Genomic DNA, 23,881 nt, shown 5'->3' on the forward strand with positions numbered 1-23,881 from the left:
CGATGTGACGAGTCTCACCGCGGCCCGGCGCCCTGTCGTGTTGTGGTCATAATGGTCGTGACGCCCACCACAAGAGAGGGAGGGACGACCGGGAGATCAAGGAGCGGACATGTCCCTGGCCCGGCGCTTCTTCCTGATGCAGCTCGCCGTCGTCGCGCTGGTGACCCTCGCCGTCTCCCTCGTCCTGTTCGCCCACGAGCGCGGCGCGGTCGTGGAGCGCGCCGAGGCGGTGACCCGGGTCCTCGCCACGGCCCTCGCGGACGACCCGTACGTGCTCGAGGCGGTGGGCGGGCCGGACCCGCACGCCGTGCTGCAGCCGCTCACGGACCGGCTGCTCGCGGACACGGACCTCGACTTCGTCACGATCATGGCCCCGGACGGCACCCGCTGGACGCACCCCCTGCCCTCCTCGGTCGGCGAGGCCTACCGCGGGGACCGCTCGCACGCGCTCGCCGGGCAGACCTGGACCAGCACGGAGCGCGGCAACCTCGGCCCCTCCGTGCGCACGATCGCCCCGGTCCGGGACGGGGACGGCACGGTCGTGGCGCTCGTGGCCACCGGTGTCCTCCTCGAGGCCGTCTCGCAGCAGGCGCTCGCCCAGCTGCCGGCGGTGCTCCTCGTCGGGCTGCTGCTGCTGGCCGCGTCGGCGACGGTCGCGGCCCTCGGCTCCCGGTACCTGGGCCGGGTCACCCACGGCTGGGGGCCGGAGGAGCTCGCCCAGGTGCACGCGCTGCACGACGCCGTGCTCAACGAGGCCACGGAGGGCCTCCTGCTCGTGGACACGACCGGCGCGGTGCAGGTGCTCAACGCCCGGGCGCGGGAGCTGCTCGGGGTCCGGGCGCCGGCGACCCCGGGACCGGCCCGGCACGAACCCCTCCCCGTCGCGGACCTGGACCTGCCGGACGCGCTGGCGGTCCTCCTGCGCGCCGGCGCGCCCGTGCAGGAGCAGTGGTTCGTGGTCGGGGAGCGCACCCTCATCGTCTCGGCCCTCCCGGCCCGCGGAGCGCTCGCGGGGCGCGGCACGATCGTGATCCTGCGGGACCACACCGAGATCTCGCGGCTCTCGGGACAGCTGCGCGCCACCGCGACGCTGGCCGGGGCGCTGCGGGCCCAGACCCACGAGCACGCCAACCGCATGCACACGGTCGTCTCCCTGCTGGAGCTCGGCCGGGACGAGGAGGCCCTCGGCTTCGCCTCGGCGGACATGGTGCGCACCCGGGTGCTGTCCGACGACCTCCTCGCCCACCTCGACGACCCGTTCCTCGCGGCCCTGCTGGTCGGCAAGACCGCCGCGGCCCACGAGCGCGGCGTGGAGCTGGAGGTCGTCGTCGACCCGGACGCGCCCCGGATCCCCGTCTCCCCCGCCGACCTCGTGACCCTCGTCGGCAACCTCGTCGACAACGCCGTCGAGGCCGCCGCGGCCAACGCCGACCGGGTCCGCCCGGTCGTCGAGGTCGAGATCGCCCGGGCGCCCGACGCCGCGGACCCCGCCCGGGACGCGGTCGTGATCACCGTCGCCGACACCGGGATGGGGGTCCCCGACGACCTCGCCCGGGAGGTGTTCGAGCTCGGCGTCACCACGAAGCCGGCCGGCCCGGAGGGCCGCGGCGTGGGCCTGCACCTGGTGCGGGAGGTCGTCGAGCGGTGGGGCGCGCGGATCGAGCACCGCAACGACGGCGGGGCCGTGTTCACGGTGACCGTCCCGGTGGCCCGCGACGCCGCGGCGGGGCGGGCCCCGTGAGCGCGCCGGTCCGCGTCCTGGTCGTCGACGACGAGCCGCTCACCGCCGCCGCCCACGCCCAGTACGTCGAGCGCTCACCGGGCTTCGAGGCGGCCGCCACCGCCGTGTCCGGGCGGACGGCCGTGCAGGCCGTGCAGGCCGCCCGGCGGGCGGGGCGACCCGTGGACCTGGTGCTGCTGGACGTGAACCTGCCGGACATGTCCGGTCTCGACGTGGCACGGACCCTGCGCGCCCGCGGCGAGACGGTGGACCTGCTGGTGATCACGGCGCACCGGGACGTGGCGACCGTCCGGGCCGCGAGCACCCTGGGCGTGGTCGGCTACCTCATCAAGCCCTTCACCTACGCCGTGTTCGAGGAGAAGCTCGACGCCTACCGGCGCTACCGCTCCGCCCTGGGCGCGGCCGGGACGGTGGGCCAGGCGGAGGTGGACCGCGCGTTCGCGGCCCTGGGCGCGCCCACCCGCCCGGACGCGCCCAAGGGCCTGTCCCCGCAGACCCTCGAGTCCGTCACCGCGCTGATCCGGGGCGGGGAGTGGCTCTCGGCCGGTGAGGTCGCCGAGCGCAGCACGCTGTCCCGGGTCACGGCGCGGCGCTACCTCGAGCACCTGACGGCCCGGGGCCTCGTGCAGCGCCGCCCGCGCCACGGCACCCCCGGGCGGCCCGAGCTCGAGTACGGCTGGGCCGGGCAGGACGTCTCCCCCGGCCGCTGACCCCGTGCCGTGCGCCGGAGCGTCACGAACCGCTCGGCGGGCGCAGCACGCCCTCGAGGGCCTCCAGCACGGAGGCGTCCTCGATCGTCGAGGGCACGGTGTAGTCCTCGCCGTCGGCCATCTGCCGCATGGTCTTGCGCAGGATCTTCCCCGAGCGGGTCTTGGGGAGCCCCTCCACCACGGCCACGTCCTTGAAGTCCGCCACCGCCCCGATCTGCCGGCGCACGAGCGCCACGAGCTCCTCCCGGAGCTGCTCCGGCGGGACGTCGGCACCGGTCTTGAGCACCACGTACCCGGACGGCCGCTGGCCCTTCAGCGGGTCCCCCACCCCGATCACGGCGCACTCGGCCACCGCCGGGTGGGAGGCGAGGACCTGCTCCATGGCCCCGGTGGACAGGCGGTGCCCGGAGACGTTGATGACGTCGTCGGTGCGCCCCATGACGTAGACGTAGCCGTCCTCGTCCACGTGGCCGGAGTCGCCCGTGGCGTAGTAGCCGGGGAACGCGCTGAGGTAGGAGTCCACGAACCGCTGGTCGTCGCCCCACAGCGTGGGGAGCGTGCCCGGCGGCAGCGGGAGGCGCAGGGCGATGTTGCCCTCCTCGCCGGTCTCCACCGGCCGGCCCAGCGGGTCCAGGATCTCCACCCGGTAGCCCGGCACCGGCACGGACGGCGAGCCGGCCTTCAGGGGCAGCCGCTCGATCCCGAAGGGGTTGGCGCAGATGGCCCACCCCGTCTCCGTCTGCCACCAGTGGTCGACGACCGGGACGCCCAGCACCCGGGCGGCCCAGTGGTACGTCTCCGGGTCGAGCCGCTCCCCCGCCACGAACAGGGCCCGCAGGGAGCCGATGTCGTGCCGGCGCACCAGCTCGCCCTCGGGATCCGCCCGGCGGATGGCCCGCAGGGCCGTGGGCGCCGTGAACAGCACCTTGACGCCGTGGTCCTCGACGCGCTGCCAGAACGCCCCGGCGTCCGGGGTGCCCACGGGCTTGCCCTCGTAGAGCACGGTCGTGGCGCCGGCCAGGAGCGGGCCGTAGACGATGTAGGAGTGGCCCACCACCCAGCCGACGTCGGACGCGGTCCACATCACCTCGCCGGGGCCGACGTCGTAGATGTGGCGCATGGACCACGTCAGGGCCACGGCGTGCCCGCCGTTGTCGCGGACCACGCCCTTGGGGGTCCCGGTGGTCCCGGAGGTGTACAGGACGTAGAGCGGGTCGGTGGCCGCGACCGGGACGGGCGCCGCGGGCTCGGCGCCCTCGACGGCCTCCGCCCAGTCGAGCCACTCGACGGCCGGCTGCCCGCCGGCCCCGGCCCGGCCCCGGGCGTCCTCGAGCGTCGTCTCGAACCCCGGGCGCTCGTGCACCAGCACCGTCCCGGGGGCGTGCTCGGCGAGCCGCAGGGCCTCCTCGATGGCCGGGATGTACTCGATCCGCCGCCTCGGCTCCACCCCGCCGGTCGTGGTCACCACCACGACCGGCCGGGAGTCGTCGATGCGGGAGGCGAGCTCCTTCGGGGCGAACCCGCCGAAGACCACCGAGTGCACCGCACCCAGCCGGGCGCAGGCGAGCATCGCCACGACGGCCTGCGGGATCATCGGGAGGTAGACGAGCACCCGGTCGCCCTTGCCCACCCCCCGGGCGGCGAGCGCCCCGGCGAACTGGGCGACGTCGTCCCGCAGGCGCGCGTAGCTGAACCGCTCCTGGACCCCCAGCACAGCGGAGTCGTAGACGAGCGCGGTGCGCTCGCCGTGACCGGCCTCCACATGTCGGTCGAGGGCGTTGTAGGAGGTGTTGAGCTCGCCGTCGGGGAACCAGCGGTAGAGCGGGGCTGCGGTGTCGTCGAGGGCGGTGGTGGGCTCGCGCACCCAGTCCACGGCGCGGGCGGCGTCGAGCCAGAACCCCTCCGGGTCCTGCACGCTGCGGCGGTAGACCTCCGCGTAGCCCTCGGCCGGCGGCGGTGTTCGGTGGTCGGTGCTCATGGGTCCCTCCCAGGGGTTGCGGTCCTGCCGGACACCCTAGTGGTGCAGGTCACACACGACAAGACCTCTGTATACACAGATGCACGATCGAGCCGATCCGGACCAAATCCCTCGTCAACTGCACCGAACTGTGTATACAATGCTCGTGCATTGTGATGCCTGTCACCCAGAGTCCGCGGCGCACTCCCCGTCGCGGGCGACAAGAGCGAGGAGGGAGCCGTGCGAGCCAGCGACCGCGCCTACGAGGCCCTGCGCGAGGACATCGTCGAGTGGCGGCTGCTCCCGGGCCAGGTGCTCGGCGAGGTCGAGCAGTCGGAGCGCTTCGGCATCTCGCGCACGCCGATCCGCGAGGCCCTCAGCCGGCTCACCGCCGACGGTCTCGCGGAGGCGCACCGGGGCCGCGGCGTCGTGGTCTCCCAGGTCTCCCTCGAGGACGTCCGCGCCCTGTTCGAGCTGCGGGAGGCCCTCGACTGCCGGGCGGCCCGGCTGGCCGCCCGGCGCCGCGACCCCGTCGCGTTCCAGGAGCTGGCCGCCGAGCTCGAGGCGGTCGTGGCCCAGCTCCACGGGCCGGGCACGGACCGGGCCGGGTACTACGACCTCGTGGAGCGCATGGACCGCGCCATCGACGAGGCCACGGCCAATCCGTACCTCACCGCGGCCCAGCGCTCCCTGCGCCTGCACCTGGCCCGGGTGCGCAAGCTCTCCCGCACCAACCCCGACCGGCTCGCGCGCGCCGCCGCCGAGCACGCCCAGATCGCCCGCGCCGTCGCGGAGGGCTCCGAGGAGCTCGCCGAGGCGGCGACCCGTGTGCACCTGGCCAACTCGCTGCAGGCCGTCCTGACCACCCCTGTCCGGGAGTGGGTCCAGCCCGCTCCCCCGCTCGAGGCCGCCGGCTGAGCGCGGACACCCCATCGACCGCCGCCAGCGGTCGTCCGTCCCCACGAGAGGAACTCCCATGACCGTTCTCCATTCCGTGCGCGTCCACCCGTCCAAGGACAACCTGCCCCGCGAGGAGCAGCTGGCCTGGAAGATGGCCGAGGTCGCCGCCGACCCGGTCGAGGTCACCCCCGAGGTGACGGAGATGGTGATCAACCGCGTCCTGGACAACGCCTCGGTCGCGATCGCCTCCCTCAACCGCGACCCGATCGTCTCCGCCCGGGACCAGGCCCTGGCCCACGCGCCCACCCCGGGCGGCACGGGCTCGGGCCTCTACGGCGTGGACACCGCCACCCGCAAGGTCTCCCCCGAGTGGGCGGCGTGGGCCAACGGCGTGGCCGTGCGCGAGCTCGACTACCACGACACGTTCCTGGCCGCCGAGTACTCCCACCCCGGCGACAACATCCCCCCGATCCTGGCCGTGGCCCAGCACGTGGGGGCCACCGGCCACGACCTGGTCCGCGGCATCGCCACCGGCTACGAGCTGCAGGTGGACCTCGTGAAGGCGATCTGCCTGCACGCCCACAAGATCGACCACGTCGCCCACCTCGGCCCCTCCGCGGCCGCCGGGATCGGCACCCTGCTCGGCCTGCCCGTGGAGACGGTCTTCCACGCCATCGGCCAGGGCCTGCACACCACCACCGCCACCCGCCAGTCCCGCAAGGGCGAGATCTCCACCTGGAAGGCCCACGCCCCGGCCTTCGCCGGGAAGATGGCCGTGGAGGCCGTGGACCGCGCGATGCGCGGGCAGACCTCCCCCACCCCCATCTACGAGGGCGAGGACGGGGTCATCGCCTGGCTGCTGGACGGCCCGGGTGCGGCCTACGAGGTCCCGCTGCCGGCCCCCGGGGAGGCCAAGGCCGCGATCCTGGACACCTACACCAAGGAGCACTCGGCGGAGTACCAGGCGCAGGCCTGGATCGACCTGGCCCGCAAGCTGCACCGCGAGCACCCCGAGGCAAAGGACCCCGACAACGTGACCTCGGTGGTGATCCGCACCAGCCACCACACCCACTACGTCATCGGCTCCGGGGCCAACGACCCGCAGAAGTACGACCCCACCGCATCGCGGGAGACCCTCGACCACTCGATCCCCTACATCTTCACCGTGGCCCTGCAGGACGGCACCTGGCACCACGTGGACTCCTACGCCCCGGAGCGCGCCGGACGTCCGGACACCGTCGAGCTGTGGCAGAAGGTGACCACCGCCGAGGACCCCGAGTGGACCCGCCGCTACCACTCCCTGGACATCAGCGAGAAGGCCTTTGGCGGGTCGGTGGAGATCACCCTCACCGACGGCACCGTGATCACCGACGAGATCGCCGTGGCCGACGCACACCCGCTGGGCGCCCGCCCGTTCGCCCGCGAGCAGTACGTCACCAAGCTGCGGACGCTGGCCGCCGGGATCGTCGCCGACGACGAGCTGGACCGGTTCATCGCCGCCGCCGAGAACCTCCCGGCCCTGGGCGCCGGCGAGCTCGACGCCCTCAACGTCACCGCCTCGCATCCCCTGCGCACCGGCACGAAGGGAATCTTCTAAGCCATGCTGTTCTCCACCACCACCCCCGAGGCCAAGCGGATCGCCCTGCGCGAGATGCTGGCCGGCCCCCGCACCGTCCGCTTCCCCGGCGCCTACACCCCGTTGTCCACGAAGCTCATCCAGGAGCAGGGCTTCGACGGCGTCTACATCTCCGGGGCCGTGCTCGCCAACGAGCTCGGCTTCCCCGACATCGGGCTCACCGCCCTGCCCGAGGTGGCCGCCCGGGCCGGGCAGATCGCCCGGGTGACCGATCTGCCGTGCCTCGTGGACGCCGACACCGGTTTCGGCGAGCCCATGAACGTGGCCCGCACCGTCCAGGAGCTCGAGAACGCCGGCCTGGCCGGGTGCCACATCGAGGACCAGTTCAACCCCAAGCGCTGCGGCCACCTGGACGGCAAGAACGTCGTGGACCTGGCCACCGCCGTCAAGCGGATCCGGGCCGCCGCCGAGGCCCGCCGGGACCCGAACTTCCTGATCATGGCCCGCACCGACATCCGCGGCGTCGAGGGCCTGGACGCCGCCACCGACCGGGCGAAGGCCCTGGTGGACGCCGGGGCGGACGCGATCTTCCCCGAGGCCATGGCCGACCTGTCCGAGTTCGAGGCGATGCGGGCCGCGGTGGACGTGCCGATCCTGGCGAACATGACCGAGTTCGGGAAGTCGCAGCTGTTCACCGCCGACCAGCTCCAGGACGCCGGGGTGAACATGATCATCTACCCGGTGACCCTGATGCGCGCCGCCCTGGGCGCCATGGAGCGCGTGCTGGACACCCTCCGCACCGACGGCACCCAGGAGGCGGCCGTGCCGGAGATGCTCACTCGCGCCCGGCTCTACGAACTGGTGGACTACAACGGGTACAACCAGTTCGACTCCGGGGTCTTCGACTTCGAGGTCCCCGGGCTGCACCACTGACCGCACCCACCGCACCGACCACGTGAAGGAGACCACCATGACCGAGACCCAGAGCGAGGTCCACAAGGGACTGGCCGGCGTCGTCGCCGACTACACGGCCATCTCCAAGGTCAACCCGGACACCAACTCCCTGCTCTACCGCGGCTATCCCGTCCAGGAGCTCGCGGCGAACTGCTCCTTCGAGCAGGTCGCCCTGCTGCTGTGGAACGGCGAGCTGCCCACGGACGAGGAGCTGGCGGAGTTCCGGGCCCGGGAGCGGGAGCACCGGGCGCTGACGCCCGAGCTCAAGGCGATCATCGACGCCCTGCCGACCACCTGCCACCCCATGGACGTGTGCCGCACCGCGGCCTCCGTCCTGGGCGCCCAGGACCCGCAGGCCGAGGACTCCTCCCCCGCGGCGAACCTGGCCAAGGCGCAGAAGCTGTTCGCGGCGATGCCCGCCGTCGTCTGCTACGACCAGCGCCGACGCCGCGGCCAGGACGTGGTGGAGCCGCGCGACGACCTCGACTACTCGGCGAACTTCCTGTGGATGGCCTTCGGCGAGGAGGCCGACCCCAAGGTCGTCGAGGCGTTCAACGTGTCGATGATCCTCTACGCCGAGCACTCCTTCAACGCCTCGACGTTCACGGCCCGGGTGGTGACCTCGACCCTGTCGGACCTGCACTCGGCGGTCACGGCCGCCATCGGCGCGCTCAAGGGCCCGCTGCACGGCGGGGCCAACGAGGCCGTCATGGAGACGTTCGTGGAACTGGGCATCCGCAAGGAGGAGACCGAGGCCGAGGCCGAGACCCGCGCCAAGGCCTGGATGGACGAGGCCCTGGCGGCGAAGAAGAAGGTCATGGGCTTCGGCCACCGTGTGTACAAGCACGGTGACTCGCGGGTGCCCACCATGAAGGCGGCCCTGGACACGATGGTCGCCCACTACGGCCGGGGCGAGCTGCTGGGCCTGTACAACGGGCTCGAGCGGTCCATGGACCAGGCGAAGGGCATCAAGCCCAACCTCGACTACCCCGCCGGTCCCACCTACTGGCTCATGGGCTTCGACATCCCCACGTTCACCCCGCTGTTCGTGGCCGCCCGGATCACCGGCTGGACCGCCCACGTCATGGAGCAGGTGGCCGCCAACTCCCTGATCCGCCCGCTGTCCGAGTACAACGGCCCGGACGAGCGGCACCTGTAGCGCGACGGGCAGGGGGCGGGTCCGGGGACCCGCCCCCTGCCCGTCGCCGCCGGTCCGCTCCCGTCCCGCGACGGTCCGGACGGGAGACCTCCGGGCGGGACGCGGCGGGCTCAGTAGGTGGGCGCCGCGGGCAGCCCCATGTAGTGCTCGAGCGTGGGGATGTCCTGGTCGACCATGCCGGAGGCCACGTGCACGCCGACGTAGCGCAGGTGCCACGGCTCGTAGGCGTAGCCGGTGGTCGCGGTCCGGCCGCGGGGATACCGCACGACGAAGCCGTGCTCGTGGGCGTGCTCGCGCGCCCACGCCCCGGCCGGGGTCCCCTCGAAGCAGCTCTGCAGACCGCACTCCCCGCTCGGGTCGCCGATGTCCATGACCAGCCCGGTCTGGTGCTCGCTGTGACCGGGCCTCGCCGAGATCAGGTCCGCCTGCGCCTGCCCGTAGCGCGCCACGTAGTCGCGGTAGAGGCCGGCCTGCGTGGCGTAGGAGCGGTAGCCGCTGACCGCGGTCAGAGGAGCCCCGTCCGCCGCCGCGGCCCGCTGCATCCGCCGGAACGCCGCGGCGGCGTCCGCCCGCAGGAGCTGCCCGCCCACGGACTCGAGGGGGCGCGGCACGTGGTCGGCCGGGTCGAGGGGGCGGCGCTTGTTGACGACGACGTACACCGACGCGGCACGGTCGATCTCCCGGACCACCCGGGTCCCGGCGCCGCGGGCCCAGCTGACGGACCCGCGCTGGAAGGTCTGCCGGCAGCCGCCGCCCGTGCAGGACTCCGCCGAGACCGGATATCCCAGGGCGCCGTGCTCCGCGCCGTGGCGCAGCCAGGCCGCCCGGATGCCGCCGCCGGTGGGATGCGCCCCGCTCGGCCGCGACCACACCACGACCCCGCCCTCGAAGGCCTGGTGGCAGCCGGCGTCGCGCAGTCCGCACACCTCACGGCCCACGGGGTAGCCCAGCGGCCCCCGCTCGTGGTCCTGCGCGGCCCACGCGGCACGGATCGCACCCCACGTGGGACGGGCCCCGGTCCGCGGGGACCAGTGGATGGTCCCGCGCTCGAACTTCTGGTAGCAGCCGCCCCGGACGAGCCCGCACCGCTCGGCCCCCAGGGCCCGGCCGAGCCGGCCGTCCGCTCCCCCGAGCCGCTGGTGCTCGGCCTGGATCGCCGTGGCCCCGAACACCGGGGTGCCGAGGCCGGGGAAGACCAGTCCCGGGAAGGCCAGTCCGAGGGCGAACAGCAGGACGAGCAGCGTCCGGCCCGTCCGCCCGGTCCTCCGCGTGCTGGGCTGCGTGGTCTGCCGTGTGCTGTGCCGCGTGGTCTCGCGCATGACGTCCCCGTCCGTCCGCCGAGCGGAGCGCTCGGGCGTGCGTCCAGGCTAGGCCGCGGGCGGGCCTTCCCGAAAGCACCGGCGCGTGTGTGACCCCGCCGGGACGCGCTGCCGGTGACCCGCCCCGGCTACCGGGCGCGGGGGTGGGCTGCGGCGTAGACCTCGCGCAGGGAGTCGACGGTCACCAGGGTGTAGACCTGGGTGGTGCTGACCGACGCGTGGCCGAGCAGCTCCTGGACGACCCGCAGGTCGGCGCCGCCCTCGAGGAGGTGGGTCGCGAAGGAGTGCCGCAGCGTGTGCGGGGTGATCCGGTCGCCCAGGCCCACCCGCTCCGCCGCGCTCTTCACCGTGGTCCACGCCGTCTGGCGGCTGATCCGCCCGCCCCGGGCGTTGAGGAACAGCGCGGGGGTGCCTCGTCCCCGGGCGGCGAGCGCGGGCCGGCCCCGCACGAGCCACTCGTCGACGGCGCGCACGGCCCAGGAGCCCAGCGGCACCATCCGTTCCTTGCCGCCCTTGCCGAACAGCCGCACGAAGGGCATCCCCGCGCCGCTCTCCTCCGGTTCCCCGCTGCGGCGCACGGCCCGGGAGAGGTCGTCGACGTCGAGGCCGGTCGCCTCCGAGATCCGGGCGCCCGTCGAGTAGAGCAGCTCCAGCAGCGCCCGGTCGCGCAGCTGCTGGGGGGTGTCGGTGCCGGTCGACTCGAGCAGCGCGGTGACCTGCTCGACCGGGACGGCCTTGGGCAGGCGCATCCCGGGCGTGGGCGGCTGGACGGGGGCCGCGGGGTCCGTGCGCGTCATCCCCTCGAGGACCCAGAACCGGTGGGCGCCCCGGACCGCGACGAGGGTGCGGGCGGCGCTGCGGGTGCTCAGGGGCGCGCTGTCCTGCGACCCGGCGGACAGGTCCCGGAGGAAGTCGCGCACGTGACCGGTGGTGATGCCCTCCGGGGTGGTCACGGGCGGGTCCGTCCGCTCGCGGAGGTGCTCGGCGTAGCGGCGCAGGTCCCGGCGGTAGGCGGCCAGCGTGTTGGCGGCCAGCCCCCGTTCGACGGCCAGGTGCTGCAGATAGCGCTCCAGGGCGCGGTCGAGCGCGTCGCCGGGGTGGTCACCGGACGGGGCGCCGGGGTGGTCACCGGACGGGGCGCCGGGCGAGGTCCCGGACGTCCCGTCGGTGGGGATGCCGGTCACCGGAGGTCGGGGTGACCGGGCCACGGGGCGTCGGCCGGGCGCAGGGACCGGTAGCCCTCCGCCCGGGCGGCGTGGGCGGCGAGGACCCCGATCACCGCGGCGGGCGAGTTCAGCCGGCCCTCCAGCACCGCCCGCACCGCTCCGTCGAGCGGGACCCACGCCCCGTGGATCTCCGCCTCCTCGCCGTCCCGCTCGTGGAGCTCGTGGTCCGGGACGTCGCTGAGACCACGGGCCAGGAAGATCCGGTTGGCCTCCGAGGAGGAACCGGGGCTGTTGTGGAAGTCCACGAGCACGTCCCAGCGCTCGGCCCGCAGGTCGGCCTCCTCCGCGAGCTCCCGCTGGGCCGCCACGGCGGGGTCCTCCCCCTCGACGTCGAGCAGGCCGGCGGGGATCTCCCACATGGTCATCCCGACCGGCCGGCGGTACTGGTTGATCAGGAACACCTCGTCGCGGTCGTTGAGCACGAGCACGGACACGGCGCCGGGGTGGGTGATGTAGTCGCGCCGCAGCGGGTCCTCCCCCCTGGCGAGCTCGAACTCGTCGCGCCGGACGTCCCAGATGAAGCCCTCGTAGACCGTCTCGGAGGCCACCGTGCGGCGGTCGCTGAGCTGGTCGGAGAGCTCCTCGGGTGCGAGGTGGCGGATGTCCATGGGGTCTCTTTCGGAACGGCCGCCGTCGCGGGGCGACGGGAGCGGCGGGCGGGGTGCGGATGGGGAGACGGTGCAGGCGCCGGTCCTCGCGAGGACCGGCGCCTGCACCGGGACGCCCGTGCGGTGACGGGCGGGGGCTCAGCGGCCCTCGGCCTCACGGCGCTCGAGGGCCGCCTTGACGAGCCCGTCGAACAGCGGGTGCGGGCGGGTCGGGCGGGACATGAGCTCGGGGTGCGCCTGGGTGCCCACGTAGTACGGGTGGACGTCGGCGGGCAGCTCCACGAACTCCACGAGGGTGCCGCCCGGAGAGGTCCCGGAGATCACGAGCCCCGCCTCCTCGAGGCGCTCCCGGTACTCGTTGTTGACCTCGTAGCGGTGACGGTGGCGCTCCTTGACCTCGGTGGAGCCGTAGGCGCCGGCCACGACGGACCCGGGCCGCAGCTGCGCGTCGTAGAGGCCGAGCCGCATGGTGCCGCCCAGGTCACCGGCACCCTCGACGAACTGCTTCTGCTCGTCCATGGTCGCCACGACCGGGTGGGCGGTCTCCGGCTCGAACTCGGTCGAGGAGGCCCCCGCCAGGCCGAGCTCCGAGCGGGCGAACTCGATGACCATGCACTGCAGGCCCAGGCACAGCCCGAGGGTCGGGATGCGGTGCTCCCGGGCGAAGCGCAGGGTGCCGAGCTTGCCCTCGATGCCGCGGATGCCGAAGCCCCCGGGGACGCAGATCGCGTCGACGTCGCCGAGCTCGCGCTGGGCGCCCTCCGGCGTCTCGCACAGGTCCGAGGCCACCCACTTGATCTTCACGCGGGCGTCGTTGGCGAAGCCGCCGGCCCGCAGGGCCTCGGAGACCGACAGGTAGGCGTCCGGCAGGTCGATGTACTTGCCGACCATGGCCACCGTGACGAAGTGGGAGGGCTCGTGCACGGCCTTGAGCAGCCGCTCCCACTGCGCCAGGTCCGCGTCCCGGTAGTCCAGCCCCAGGTAGTCGAGGATGTAGGTGTCGAGCCCCTGGCTGTGCAGGGTCCGGGGGATGTCGTAGATGCTCGGGGCGTCGGGGCAGGAGATCACGGCGTCGTGGTCGACGTCGCAGGCGTTGCCGATCTTGCGCAGCATCGTGTCCGGCACCTGCCGGTCGGAGCGCAGCACCAGCGCGTCCGGCTGGATGCCGAGCCCGCGCAGCGCCGCCACGGAGTGCTGGGTCGGCTTGGTCTTCAGCTCGCCCGAAGGACCGATGTACGGGATCAGGGAGACGTGCAGGTAGAACACGTTGCGGCGGCCGACGTCCTGGCGGACCTGCCGCGCGGCCTCGAGGAACGGCTGGGACTCGATGTCGCCGACCGTGCCGCCGATCTCGGTGATGATGATGTCCGGCTGGTCGTCGCCCTGCGCGCGGCGGCGCATGCGGTTCTTCAGCTCGTCGGTGATGTGGGGGATGACCTGGACGGTGTCCCCGAGGTACTCGCCGCGGCGCTCCTTGGCGATGACCGTGGAGTACACCTGTCCGGTGGTCACGTTCGCCGAGGCGTCGAGGTTCTCGTCGAGGAACCGCTCGTAGTGGCCGATGTCGAGGTCGGTCTCCGCCCCGTCGTCGGTCACGAAGACCTCGCCGTGCTGGAAGGGGTTCATGGTGCCCGGATCGACGTTGAGGTACGGATCCAGCTTCTGCATCGTCACGGAGAGCCCGCGCGCCCGCAGCAGCATCCCGAGGGACGAGGCCGTCAGGCCCTTGCCGAGGGAGGAGGCCACGCCGCCCGTCACGAAGATCTGGCGGGTCACCTTGCCCGGTCGCTGGTTTTCGGTCTGCTGTGCGCCGGCCTCGTGGGCGGCTTCGTTTGCATTCACCACGGAATTCGACCCTATCATTCTTGTCCGCTCAGGACGTCGGTTGCGTGCTGGGGATCACCGGGCGGCGGCACCTCAGAGCACCGCGCCGCGGACGAGCTCCCGGGCGTGCTCACGGGCCGCCGCGGAGTCCTCGTGGCCGGCGAGCATGCGGGCGAGCTCCACCACGCGCTCCTCCGCGTCGAGCACGCGCACGTCGCTGACCGTGGCGTCCGTGCTCTTGGTGACGAGGATGTGCTGGTCGGCGAACGCCGCGACCTGCGGCAGGTGCGTCACCACGAGGACCTGGACGTGCTGGGCGAGCATCTTCAGCCGGCGGCCGATCTCCACGGCGGCCTTGCCGCCCACCCCCGAGTCCACCTCGTCGAAGACGAAGGTGGGCACAGGGTCCACGGCGGCGAGGACCACCTCGATGGCGAGCATGAGACGGGACAGCTCACCGCCGGAGGCGCCCTTGCCGAGGGGCCGGGGCGCGGCGGCGGCGTGCGGTCTGAGGAGGAACGAGATCTCGTCCCTCCCGTGGCCGGAGAACTCCTCGGTGGGCTCGACCTCGATGACGAGGGAGGCGTTGGGCATGGCCAGTGCCGTGAGCTCGGAGCTGACGGCCCCGGAGAGCCGGTGGGCGGCGTCCCGGCGCCGTTCGGTCATCCGCGCGGCCAGCTCGCTCAGCTCGGCGTGCAGCTGCTCGAGCCGCGCCCGGAGCTCCTGCTCCCGCGCGGGGTCGTCCGTCAGCTCGTCGAGGCGCGCCCGCGAGCGCCCCGCCCAGTCGAGGACCTCGTCCACGGTGGCGCCGTACTTGCGGGTCAGGGACTTGAGCTTGGCCCGCCGGGACTCCACCTCGGCCAGGCGGGCGGGGCCCTCGTCGTCGAGCCCCGAGGCGTATCCCGAGAGGTCCGCGGCGATGTCGTTGACGAGCACGGCCAGCTCGGCGACCCGCCCCGAGAGCTCCTCGAGATCACGGTCGGAGCCGGCCTCCTGCTCCAGGGCCCGGTGCGCCGCCGCCACGAGGGCGGTCGCGTCCGGGGTGTCGGCGTCGGCGAACTCCCCGCCGCTCAGAGCGGCGTGGGCAGTGAGGGCGGCGGCGCGCAGCTGCTCGAGGTTGGTCAGCTTCTGGCTCTCCTGGTCGAGGCGCTCGTCCTCGCCGGGCTGGGGGTCCACGGCGTCGATCTCCTCGAGGGCGCCCTGCAGGCTCTGCGCCTCGAGGGCGCGTTCGCGGCCGTGCTCGGTGACCTCGCGCAGGGTCTGCTGCACGGAGCGGTACTCGGCGAGGCGCTCCCGGTAGCGGCGCAGCTCGGCGGCCAGCTCCTCCCCCGCGTACTGGTCCAGGGCGTGGCGCTGGGCGGCCGGGGACCTCAGCCGCAGCTGGTCGGACTGGCCGTGCACCGCCACCAGGGTCTGGCCCACCGCGGAGAGGGTGCCCACGGGAGCGGAGCGGCCACCGACGTGGGCGCGGCTGCGCCCCTCCGCGGTCACCGTCCGCGCGACGGTGACGAGGGCCTCCTCGGCGTCCCCGACGGCCTCGACGTCGACCGCGCCGCCGGCGTCCTCGACGAGGACCGCGGCGGGATGGCCGGCCGGCACCCGCACGACGGCCTCGGCGACGGCCTTGGGCGCCCCGGAGCGCACGGCGCCGGCGTCGGAGCGGTTGCCCAGCAGCATCCCGAGGGCGGTCACCACCATGGTCTTGCCCGCGCCGGTCTCACCGGAGAGGATGCTCAGCCCCGGGCCGAGGGGCAGCACGGCGTCGGTGATGACCCCGAGGTCGTGGATGCGGATCTCCTCGATCATTCAGCCGGCCTCCCCGGACTCGTCGTGGGTACGGTGGGCGCCGGGGCGTCCGGCTCGTGCGGCATCTCGTGCCCGACGGTGGACTTCTGCTGCTCCTGCGCCTCGTCGCCGCGGACGACGGGCAGGGCCGTGGTCCGCGCCGCGGCCGCCTCGTGCGGGGGCACCGGCCCCCGCCAGCCGCTCGTGGGCAGCTCGAACTTCCGCACGAGCCGCTCCGAGAAGGGGGTGAGGTGCATCCGCGCGAGATTGACCGCCTTCGGGGAGCGCACCACCTCGATCCGGGAGCCCGGCGGCAGCTCGGTGGTCCGGCGGCCGTCGCACCACAGCACGCCGCGGGCGTCGGTGCGGGTGAGGACCTCGACGGCCATCATGGAGTTCGGGGAGATGACCAGGGGCCGGGAGAACAGGGCGTGGGCGCTGAGGGGCACCATGAGCAGCGCCTCGACCTCTGGCCACACCACGGGCCCGCCTGCGGAGAACGCGTAGGCGGTGGAGCCGGTCGGGGTGGCGAGGACCACACCGTCGCACCCGAAGGTGCTCAGCGGCCGGCGGTCCACCTCGATGACCACCTCGACCATCTTCTCGCGGTCGCCCTTCTCCACCGAGGCCTCGTTCAGCGCCCAGGTGTGCAGGACCTTCTTCTCGCCCTGCCACACGGTGACGTCGATCGTCATGCGCTGCTCCACCGTGTAGCGCCCGTCCACGATGGCCTCCACGGACTCGCGCAGGTCGGAGCGCTCGCTCTCGGCGAGGAAGCCCACGTGGCCCAGGTTGACCCCGAGCAGCGGGGTGTCCACGCTGCGCACCAGTTCGGCGGCGCGCAGGATGGACCCGTCCCCGCCGAGCACCATGACGAGCTCGATCTCCCGCAGGGAGACGTCCTCCTCGATGACCTCCACGGGCGCGAGCGGCTCCGCGTCCTCCTGGAGCGCCTCGAGGTCCGCCCGCGAGATCACCGGCACCAGGCCGGCCTCGTGCAGCTGGAGACAGGAGTCGCGGGCGGCGTCCTTGGCCTCTTGCCGGCCCATGTGGGCCATGACCAGGATCTTTCTGCTCACCGGGTCCTCCCGTTCTCGACTGCTCGGTGCGCGCGGGCGTCGTCAGGACCGGGACCGGCCCGTGGCGCACGCCGTGCCCGCGGACCGGGCACCGCTCACCACCCTACGCGAGGGCGGGGACAGTCAGGACGGCTGGTCCCGGCGGCACCACAGGAAGAACTCGTGGTTGCCGTCCTGGCCCGGCAGCGGGCTGCGCTCCCGGCCCCGGACCGACAGTCCGTGGGCCCGGGCGGCGGCGGCCACGGCCTCGACGGCCCGGGCCCGCTCCTGCTCGCTCGTGACCACCCCCGTGCGCGCGAGGCGCTCGGCACCGACCTCGAACTGCGGCTTGACCATGAGCACGAGGTCACCGCCCGGCACCGTGGCCGCCGCCAGCGGCTCCAGGACCAGGGTGAGCGAGATGAAGGACAGGTCGCAGACCGTGAGCTCCGCCGGGCCGCCGATGTCCTCGGGGCGCATCCAGCGCACGTTCATGCCCTCCAGCACCCGCACCCGGGGGTCGGCCCGGAGCGAGGGGTCGAGCTGGTCGTGGCCCACGTCCACGGCGACCACCTCCCGGGCGCCCCGTCGCAGCAGCACGTCGGTGAACCCGCCCGTCGAGGCGCCGGCGTCGAGGCACCGCTTGCCCGCCACGCCGATGTCCGGGAAGGCCGCGAGCGCTCCGGCGAGCTTGTGCCCGGCCCGGCTGACGTAGTCCGGGACGTCCGCGGGCCGGACCTCCAGCAGGTCCTCGGGGCCGACCCGGACGGAGGGCTTGGTCGCGGGGCGGCCGTTCACGAGGACCCGGCCCTCGCCGATCCACCGGGCGGCGACCGTGCGGGAGCGGGCCAGCGCCCGCGCGGTCAGCTCCTGGTCGAGACGGGAGCTCACCGGTGCGCCGCCTCCTCCTGTCCGGTGCCGGGTCGCGGCACGAGGCCGGCGGGGACCGTGCCGGGCTCGGCGTCGAGCTCGGCGACGAGTGCCGCGTGCAGCTCGTCGTAGCGGCCGGGGTGCTCCGCGACGGGCAGCGCCTCCAGCTCACCGGCACGGTCCAGCACGGCGTCCACCCGGGCGTGACCGGTCGGGCGCAGGGCTGGGCCGTCGTCCCCGGCCGGGCGCTGCGCCCCGGCGCCCCCGGTCACTCGCCCGCCTCCCACTCGGGGTCCGGGACCACGGGGACGTCGGTGTCGGGGTGCGCCGCCCACCAGGCCGCGCACGCGGCCCGCCAGGCGTCGAGGTCGTCCTGGGCGCCGCGGATCCGCAGCCGCGTGCCGTCGGTCTCGGCCTCCGCCGCTCCGCAGCGCGCGGAGTGCGCTCCGGCGGAGGACGCGACCTCGACCTCGGGATAAGGCTCGAAGAGCGCGTGCAGGGTCCCGACGACGTGGTCCGGGCGCTCCGCGGTGCACGCGGCGAGGATCGTGTGCACGGTGTCCACCCCGGTGAGGACCGCGATCGTCGCGAAGCCGGCGGCGTTGCCGCCCCGGATGTCGGTGTCCAGCCGGTCCCCCAGCACCACGGGCCGGGCGCTGCCCGCGCGCTCGGCGGCGGTGCGGAAGATGGGGGCCTCCGGCTTGCCGGCCACGACCGGCGGCCGCGCCGTCGTGGCCGCCACGGCGGCCACGAGCGTGCCGTTGCCGGGCGCCAGACCGCGGGCCTGCGGAATGGTGCGGTCGGTGTTGGTCGCGACCCACAGCACGTCCGGGTCGGCCAGCGTGTACGCGGCCTCGGCCAGCTCGGCCCAGCCCAGGCCGGGGTCGAAGCCCTGGATCACGGCGCGGGGCTCGTCGGACTGGGCGCGGACCGGGACCAGTCCGGCCTCCGCGACGACGTCGGCCAGGGCCTGGGAACCGGTGACGAGCACCGCGGTGCCGGCCGGGACCCGCTGCGCCAGGAGCTCGGCTCCCGCCTGCGCGGCGCTCACCACGCCGTCCGGGCCGGTGGGCACGCCCAGGTCCGTCAGGTGCTCGGCGACCGTCGCGACGGAGCGCGAGGCGTTGTTCGTCACGAACACCACGGGCACGCCGTCCGCGGCGATCCGGCGGAGGACCTCCGGTGCGCCGGGGATGGCGTGCGGGCCGGCGTAGACGACGCCGTCCAGATCGCTCAGGACGGCGTCGTACCGGTCGAGCAGCCGCTCAGCCACGCCGCGGGCCGCCGTCCGTGCCGTCGCTCGCCTCGTCACGCTCGTCGTCACTCGCGTCGTCGCCGTCGAGGTCGGTGAGATCCTCGTCGTCGTCCGGGTCGAGGTCGGCCTCGGAGCCGCCCTCGAAGTCGTCGTCCGGGTCCAGGTCGTGCTCCGAGCCGTCCGCCTCGTCGTCCGGGTCCAGGTCCGGTTCCTCCTCGGTGCCCTCGTCGAGCACGTCCTCGCTCTCGTCGTCCGCCCCGCCGTCGGGGTCGAGGCCCGGATCGTCGCCGGAGGCCTCGACCGCGTCTGCGGCCGGTGCGTCCGCCGGGTCCGAGGTCGGGTCGTGGGCCGTGTCCTCGGCGTCGGCCAGGACGACGCCGCCGGCCGGCACCTGCTCGGTCTCCTCCTCGTCGTCGAAGTCGACGATCTCCGGCTCGGCGAACTGCCCCGTCCCGAGGGCGGCCTCGGCCACCACGGCCTGCCGGTCCCAGGTCAGGGCCTCGCGGTCCCTGCCGACGCCCCGCAGGGCCTCGGCGTAGGCGCGGAACAGCCGGGGGCTGTACGGGAAGCCCCGGTTCCTGTCCAGCTGCGGAATGGTCAGCGCGTCCACCGCACCCTGGGCGTCCCCCTGGTCCCGGCGCATGCCGGCCAGGACGATGGCCAGCTCCACCTTCTCGCTGGGCTCGAGCGACTGCACGGCCTCGGACGTCGCGAGCTCCACGGCCTTGTCCAGGCGTCCGAGGGCCCGCTCGCAGTCGACCATCAGGGGCAGGTGGATGTCGGCTCCGGTCATCCGGCGGAACGTGCGCAGCTCCTTGAGCGCCAGTGCGTAGTCACCCGCCTCGTACGCCGCGACGCCGGTCGCCTCCCGCACGGCGGCGATGCGGCCGCCGCGCCGTCCCGCCGCCTGCGCGTGCTCGAGCGCGAGCTCGGGGACGTCGAACAGGTAGCGCCCGGCCATGACCAGGTGCTTGGCGACGGCCTCGGCGTTGCGCGGCTCGAGCGCCCCCAGCTGGGCACGGGTCGGCTTGTCGAGCTCACGACCCGTGATGTCCTCGTCCACCTCGGGCGCCCGGTGACGGTGGGTCGAGACGTCGTCCCGGTCGTCACGCCGGCCCCGGTAGCCCTCGTCGCGGTCCGGGATCCCGCCGCGTCGGTCACCTCGCGGCGCGTACCCGCCGCGGCGGTCGTCGCCGTGGCCTCCGCGACGGTCACCTTGCCGGTCGTCACGCCGGTCACCGCGCGGGGCGTAGCCACCGCGACGGTCGTCCTGGCGGTCGTCGCGGCGACCGCGGTAGCCCTCGCCCTCCCGGCGCGGCCCCCGCTCACCCTGCCGGTCGTCACGCCGGTCACCGCGGGGGGCGTACCCGCCACGACGGTCGTCCTGCCGGTCATCGCGCCGGTCACCGCGCGGGGCGTAGCCACCGCGACGGTCGTCCTGGCGGTCGTCGCGGCGACCGCGGTAGCCCTCGCCCTCCCGGCGCGGCCCCCGCTCACCCTGCCGGTCATCACGCCGGCGGTCGTCGCCGTAGCCTCCGCGACGATCACCTTGCCGGTCGTCCCGCCAGTCGCCTCGCGGCGCGTACCCGCCACGACGGTCGTCCTGGCGGTCGTCGCGGCGACCGCGGTAGCCCTCGCCCTCCCGGCGCGACCCCCGCTCACCCGGCCGGTCATCACGCCGGTCACCTCGCGGCGCGTACCCGCCACGACGGTCGTCCTGGCGGTCGTCGCGGCGACCGCGGTAGCCCTCGCCCTCCCGGCGCGACCCCCGCTCACCCGGCCGGTCATCACGCCGGTCACCTCGCGGCGCGTACCCGCCACGACGCTCGTCCTGACGGTCGCGGCCGGGCCGGTCGGCGGCTCCGCGGTCCTGGGAGTTGCGTCCGCGCGCCTCGCCGTCGCGAGCCGGACCGCGCTGCCCCTCGTCGAAACGGCGTCGGGGCTGGGCGCCGGACCGGTCGCCCTCGCGCCCGGCTCCTCCGCCGGACCGGCGGTCGCCGGAATGTCCGTTCCGACGCTCGTCCCGGGACCCGTGCTGGAAAGACTCGGACACGTACCGCTCCTCTGTGCCGACGCGGTGCCGGTCGGCTCTCGTGGATGTCGGCGGTGGCCGGAGAACGGTCCGCCATGATGATCGTTCCCATTGTATAAGCAGGTCCGACGACCCTCTGTCCCGATTCGTCCCCGGCCGCTCCCTCGTCGGATGATGGGCTCATGTCCAAAAAACCCCTCACGTCCCACCTCCTGGTGCGCGTGCTGCTCGGCATCGTCCTGGGCGTCGCCTGCGGTCTGTTCTTTCCCGAACCGCTCGCCCGAGTCTTCCTGACGTTCAACGGCCTCTTCAGCGCTTTCCTCGGCTTCATCGTCCCGCTGCTGATCGTCGGTCTCGTCACCCCGGCCATCGGCGACCTCGGCAGAGGGGCCGGCAAGTGGCTCGGCGTGACCGCCGCCATCGCGTACGCCTCCACCGTCCTCTCCGGTCTGCTGGCCTTCGCCGTCGCCCGCGCCGGATACCCGTGGCTGCTGGCCGGGGAGCGAGACGTCGACGCCCTGGCCAACCCGGAGGAGAGCGCCCTCGCCGGCTTCTTCACGCTCGAGATGGAACCCGTGTTCGGCGTCATGACAGCGCTTCTCCTGGCCTTCTGCCTGGGGGTGGGCATCACCCTCATACCGGGTGACACCCTCCACCGGAGCATGGACGACCTGCGCCGGATCATCATGCGCATCGTGGAGCTGGTCATCATCCCGCTGCTGCCCCTCTACATCTTCGGGATGTTCATGGGCCTCACCACGAACGGACAGATCCTGGTGGTCGTCGCCACCTTCTCGAAGGTGGTGCTCGTCGCCCTGGCCCTGTCCGTCGTGCTGCTCGTCGCCCAGTACGTCGTCGCGGGGATCTACGTGGGCCGCAACCCCGCGACCCTGCTGAAGAACATGCTGCCTGCCTACGCCACAGCGCTGGGCACGTCGTCCTCCGCCGCGACCATCCCGGTCACCCTGAGGTGCGCGGAGGCCAACGGCGTCCGTCCGTCCGTGGCAGGCTTCGTGATCCCGCTGAGCGCGACGATCCACCTCGCCGGGTCCACGCTGAAGATCGTGCTGTTCTCGACGGCCGTCATGACCATCACCGGCACCGCCATCGACGACGTGGCCTACGTGGGCTTCATCCTCATGCTGGGGATCACGATGGTCGCCGCCCCGGGCGTTCCCGGCGGCGCGATCATGGCCGCCGTGGGTCTGCTCCAGGGCATGCTCGGCTTCGACGAGACCGCGGTGGCCCTGATGATCGCCACGTACATCGCCATCGACTCCTTCGGCACCGCGACGAACGTGACCGGGGACGGTGCCATCGCCGTGGTCATGAACAAGCTCATCGGCCGGCACACCGCGACCGGATCCGCACAGGAGAGCCCGGCGGAGCTGACGCTGTCCGACGCACACACCGCTCGGTAGTCGTCCGGCTCCATCCGCTGCGGGGCGGGGCCCCGCAGCGCCCGCTCGGTCGGTCTCCTTCGACCGGATGCCGCGGATCGTTCCCGAAGCTCCGCCTTGACCCGAGGTCCGGCGTCGGAGCCATCATCGGGCGGGGCACCCGTGCGGTGCCCCGCCGAGGAGCCGAGGGACGGCTCCGCCGGAGCAGAGGAGCCCTTCCAAGACGAAGTACCTGATCTCGTTCCCGAGTGAGGCCATGGTGGTCCCCGAGGAGGATTTCGAGGCGGTGGTGGAGGCCTCGCACGCCGCCATCGAGGAGGCCAAGGCGGCGGGCGTGTACGTCTTCGGCGGCGGGATCGACGAGGCATTCCCCGGCCGTGGGCCGAGCGGCCCGCGGGACATCAGGGACGAAGCATCCAGTAGAGCTCGGTGACCATGTCGGCAGGGTCGTCCCCCGGCCGCGGCTCGGTCACGTAGACCTCCCACATGCGGTCGCCGAGGGCGAGCCCCTGCTGCCCCGCCCACTCCGCCAGGTGCTGCCAGGATCGCCCGAGGTCGTCGTAGTTGCCGCGGTGCACGGACGTCGCCACGCGAGAGGCGGACAGCCGGCCCGCCACCACTGCGCCCTTCGGGGAGACCTCCCCCTGCACCGGGAAACCCACCTCCAGGTGCACCGTCTCCGCCGGAACCCCGTGGTAGACGGCCATCGGAGGACCCGTCGGCTCGAACGCCCCGTCGGACATCGCCTGTCCCAGTTCGCCGAAGGCGCGGTCGAAGAACTCCCGCAGCTCGCCCATGGCCACCGTTCCCGTCACCACCGCCGTGGGCTGCTCGTCCTGCTCGATCACCCTCGGGGTGAATGACTCATGGTCGGTCGCATCCATGCCCGCATTATCCGCTGCCGGCCGGTCCCGCGCTTCTGTGACGGACAGCGGTCGGTCCGTGGAGCGGCGGCCGTATCGCAGGTCCGGCTCGCTCGCCGGCGGCAGCGCGGCCCAAGGATGAGCACAGGCCCTCACCGTGGAATGAGGGCCTGTGCCGTAGAGCTCGTGCTGGATGATGGGTGTTAAATGCGGGGAGCCCCCGCACCGTGTGGTGCGGGGGCTCGACCCTGGTGGTGTGGTCCGGCGGTGTCCTACTCTCCCACACCCTTCCGGGTGCAGTACCATCGGCGCTGCGGGTCTTAGCTTCCGGGTTCGGGATGGGACCGGGCGTTTCCCCCACGCTATGACCGCCGTAACTCTGGTGCCCGACCCCGTGCGCCGCTGGGGCGTGCCGGCCGTGGGCCGGTGTACGGGGTGGGTAAGTCACTGTGGTTGTCCGCCCGTGGTGGGCGGTATTCAATTGCGGTTCCCTGTGCCCGCCGCGTAAGCGACGGGTGGGTTGTTGGTTGGGAGCCGTATAGTGGACGCGGTGTTCTGTGGTGACCCCACCCATGTTCCCAACACGTGGTGGGGGTGGGGGTGTGGTGTAAGTTGTCGGCTTATTAGTACCGGTCGGCTGCACA

20 protein-coding genes, 1 rRNA gene and 1 pseudogene are annotated in these 23,881 nt (G+C 73.6%); 9 read left to right on the forward strand and 13 right to left on the reverse strand.

Features of this window, described 5'->3' with window-relative positions:
* Positions 1–109: 109 nt before the first annotated feature.
* Entirely contained in the window at positions 110–1,741 is a 1,632-nt protein-coding gene (locus CK505_RS15410; protein WP_095651627.1) for an ATP-binding protein, read from the forward strand.
* Positions 1,738–2,451, forward strand: coding sequence for a response regulator (locus CK505_RS15415; RefSeq protein ID WP_017834265.1), 714 nt, complete (start codon positions 1,738–1,740; stop codon positions 2,449–2,451). Before CK505_RS15410 ends, CK505_RS15415 begins: the two co-directional genes overlap by 4 nt.
* Positions 2,452–2,473: 22 nt before the next feature.
* On the opposite strand, the gene CK505_RS15420 is transcribed toward CK505_RS15415, so the two are convergent.
* Entirely contained in the window at positions 2,474–4,429 is a 1,956-nt protein-coding gene (locus CK505_RS15420) for an AMP-binding protein (protein ID WP_095651628.1), read from the reverse strand.
* Between the two features lie 219 nt (positions 4,430–4,648).
* Here CK505_RS15420 and CK505_RS15425 point away from each other — a divergent pair, with 219 nt between their 5' ends.
* Genes CK505_RS15425 through CK505_RS15440 form a run of 4 tightly spaced genes read left to right on the forward strand, consistent with a single transcriptional unit; the run spans position 4,649 to position 8,997 of the window.
* Entirely contained in the window at positions 4,649–5,326 is a 678-nt protein-coding gene (locus tag CK505_RS15425; protein ID WP_017834267.1) for a GntR family transcriptional regulator, read from the forward strand.
* A gap of 58 nt (positions 5,327–5,384) precedes the next feature.
* Positions 5,385–6,905, forward strand: coding sequence for an MmgE/PrpD family protein (locus CK505_RS15430; protein WP_095651629.1), 1,521 nt, complete (start codon positions 5,385–5,387; stop codon positions 6,903–6,905).
* Between the two features lie 3 nt (positions 6,906–6,908).
* On the forward strand, positions 6,909–7,817 hold the full coding sequence (prpB, locus tag CK505_RS15435; RefSeq protein ID WP_017834269.1) for a methylisocitrate lyase: 909 nt from the start codon (positions 6,909–6,911) through the stop codon (positions 7,815–7,817).
* Between the two features lie 37 nt (positions 7,818–7,854).
* The gene (locus tag CK505_RS15440; RefSeq protein WP_095651630.1) at positions 7,855–8,997 is read left to right on the forward strand and encodes a bifunctional 2-methylcitrate synthase/citrate synthase; all 1,143 of its coding nucleotides are present in this window, start codon (positions 7,855–7,857) and stop codon (positions 8,995–8,997) included.
* A gap of 110 nt (positions 8,998–9,107) precedes the next feature.
* Here CK505_RS15440 and CK505_RS15445 read toward each other — a convergent pair whose 3' ends face one another.
* The 10 genes from CK505_RS15445 to CK505_RS18565 form a co-directional block, all read right to left on the reverse strand.
* Entirely contained in the window at positions 9,108–10,316 is a 1,209-nt protein-coding gene (locus tag CK505_RS15445) for a D-alanyl-D-alanine carboxypeptidase family protein (RefSeq protein ID WP_095651631.1), read from the reverse strand.
* A gap of 128 nt (positions 10,317–10,444) precedes the next feature.
* Positions 10,445–11,389, reverse strand: coding sequence for a site-specific tyrosine recombinase XerD (locus CK505_RS15450; RefSeq protein ID WP_190274519.1), 945 nt, complete (start codon positions 11,387–11,389; stop codon positions 10,445–10,447).
* A gap of 107 nt (positions 11,390–11,496) precedes the next feature.
* On the reverse strand, positions 11,497–12,150 hold the full coding sequence (locus CK505_RS15455) for an NUDIX hydrolase (protein WP_017834272.1): 654 nt from the start codon (positions 12,148–12,150) through the stop codon (positions 11,497–11,499).
* Positions 12,151–12,288: 138 nt separating this feature from the next.
* Positions 12,289–14,013 carry a CTP synthase gene (locus tag CK505_RS15460; protein WP_035924074.1) on the reverse strand — a complete coding sequence of 575 codons (1,725 nt, stop codon included), beginning with the start codon at positions 14,011–14,013 and terminating at the stop codon, positions 12,289–12,291.
* Positions 14,014–14,067: 54 nt separating this feature from the next.
* On the reverse strand, positions 14,068–15,780 hold the full coding sequence (recN, locus tag CK505_RS15465) for a DNA repair protein RecN (RefSeq protein WP_035924075.1): 1,713 nt from the start codon (positions 15,778–15,780) through the stop codon (positions 14,068–14,070).
* Complete coding sequence (locus CK505_RS15470) at positions 15,777–16,838, reverse strand: NAD kinase (protein ID WP_081615829.1); 1,062 nt, start codon at positions 16,836–16,838, stop codon at positions 15,777–15,779. Before CK505_RS15470 ends, recN begins: the two co-directional genes overlap by 4 nt.
* Positions 16,839–16,961: 123 nt before the next feature.
* The gene (locus CK505_RS15475) at positions 16,962–17,708 is read right to left on the reverse strand and encodes a TlyA family RNA methyltransferase (protein WP_095651634.1); all 747 of its coding nucleotides are present in this window, start codon (positions 17,706–17,708) and stop codon (positions 16,962–16,964) included.
* Positions 17,705–17,959, reverse strand: a complete 255-nt coding sequence (locus CK505_RS15480; protein ID WP_017834277.1) for a hypothetical protein — start codon at positions 17,957–17,959, stop codon at positions 17,705–17,707. The genes CK505_RS15475 and CK505_RS15480 overlap by 4 nt, the downstream gene beginning before the upstream one ends.
* Complete coding sequence (locus tag CK505_RS15485) at positions 17,956–18,960, reverse strand: HAD-IIA family hydrolase (protein ID WP_095651635.1); 1,005 nt, start codon at positions 18,958–18,960, stop codon at positions 17,956–17,958. The genes CK505_RS15480 and CK505_RS15485 overlap by 4 nt, the downstream gene beginning before the upstream one ends.
* Positions 18,953–20,005, reverse strand: a complete 1,053-nt coding sequence (locus CK505_RS18565; protein ID WP_176475380.1) for a hypothetical protein — start codon at positions 20,003–20,005, stop codon at positions 18,953–18,955. The genes CK505_RS15485 and CK505_RS18565 overlap by 8 nt, the downstream gene beginning before the upstream one ends.
* Positions 20,006–20,017: 12 nt before the next feature.
* Here CK505_RS18565 and CK505_RS15495 point away from each other — a divergent pair, with 12 nt between their 5' ends.
* The 3 genes and pseudogenes from CK505_RS15495 to CK505_RS18705 form a co-directional block, all read left to right on the forward strand.
* Positions 20,018–21,073 (forward strand): hypothetical protein, encoded by a 1,056-nt coding sequence (locus CK505_RS15495; protein WP_095651636.1) that lies wholly within the window; start codon positions 20,018–20,020, stop codon positions 21,071–21,073.
* An 83-nt stretch (positions 21,074–21,156) separates the two neighbouring features.
* The gene (locus tag CK505_RS15500; RefSeq protein WP_095651637.1) at positions 21,157–22,395 is read left to right on the forward strand and encodes a dicarboxylate/amino acid:cation symporter; all 1,239 of its coding nucleotides are present in this window, start codon (positions 21,157–21,159) and stop codon (positions 22,393–22,395) included.
* A 235-nt stretch (positions 22,396–22,630) separates the two neighbouring features.
* Positions 22,631–22,738: pseudogene (locus CK505_RS18705) on the forward strand (transcription initiation protein); the annotation flags it as partial.
* 37 nt (positions 22,739–22,775) lie between these two features.
* Here the strand turns inward: CK505_RS18705 and CK505_RS15505 are convergent.
* Both CK505_RS15505 and rrf read right to left on the reverse strand, forming a co-directional pair.
* On the reverse strand, positions 22,776–23,258 hold the full coding sequence (locus CK505_RS15505; RefSeq protein ID WP_017834283.1) for a GyrI-like domain-containing protein: 483 nt from the start codon (positions 23,256–23,258) through the stop codon (positions 22,776–22,778).
* 238 nt (positions 23,259–23,496) lie between these two features.
* Positions 23,497–23,613: ribosomal RNA gene (gene rrf / locus CK505_RS15510) — 5S ribosomal RNA — on the reverse strand.
* Positions 23,614–23,881 lie beyond the last annotated feature (268 nt).

Source organism: Kocuria sp. WN036, from assembly GCF_002287015.1.
Taxonomy (GTDB): domain Bacteria; phylum Actinomycetota; class Actinomycetes; order Actinomycetales; family Micrococcaceae; genus Kocuria; species Kocuria rosea.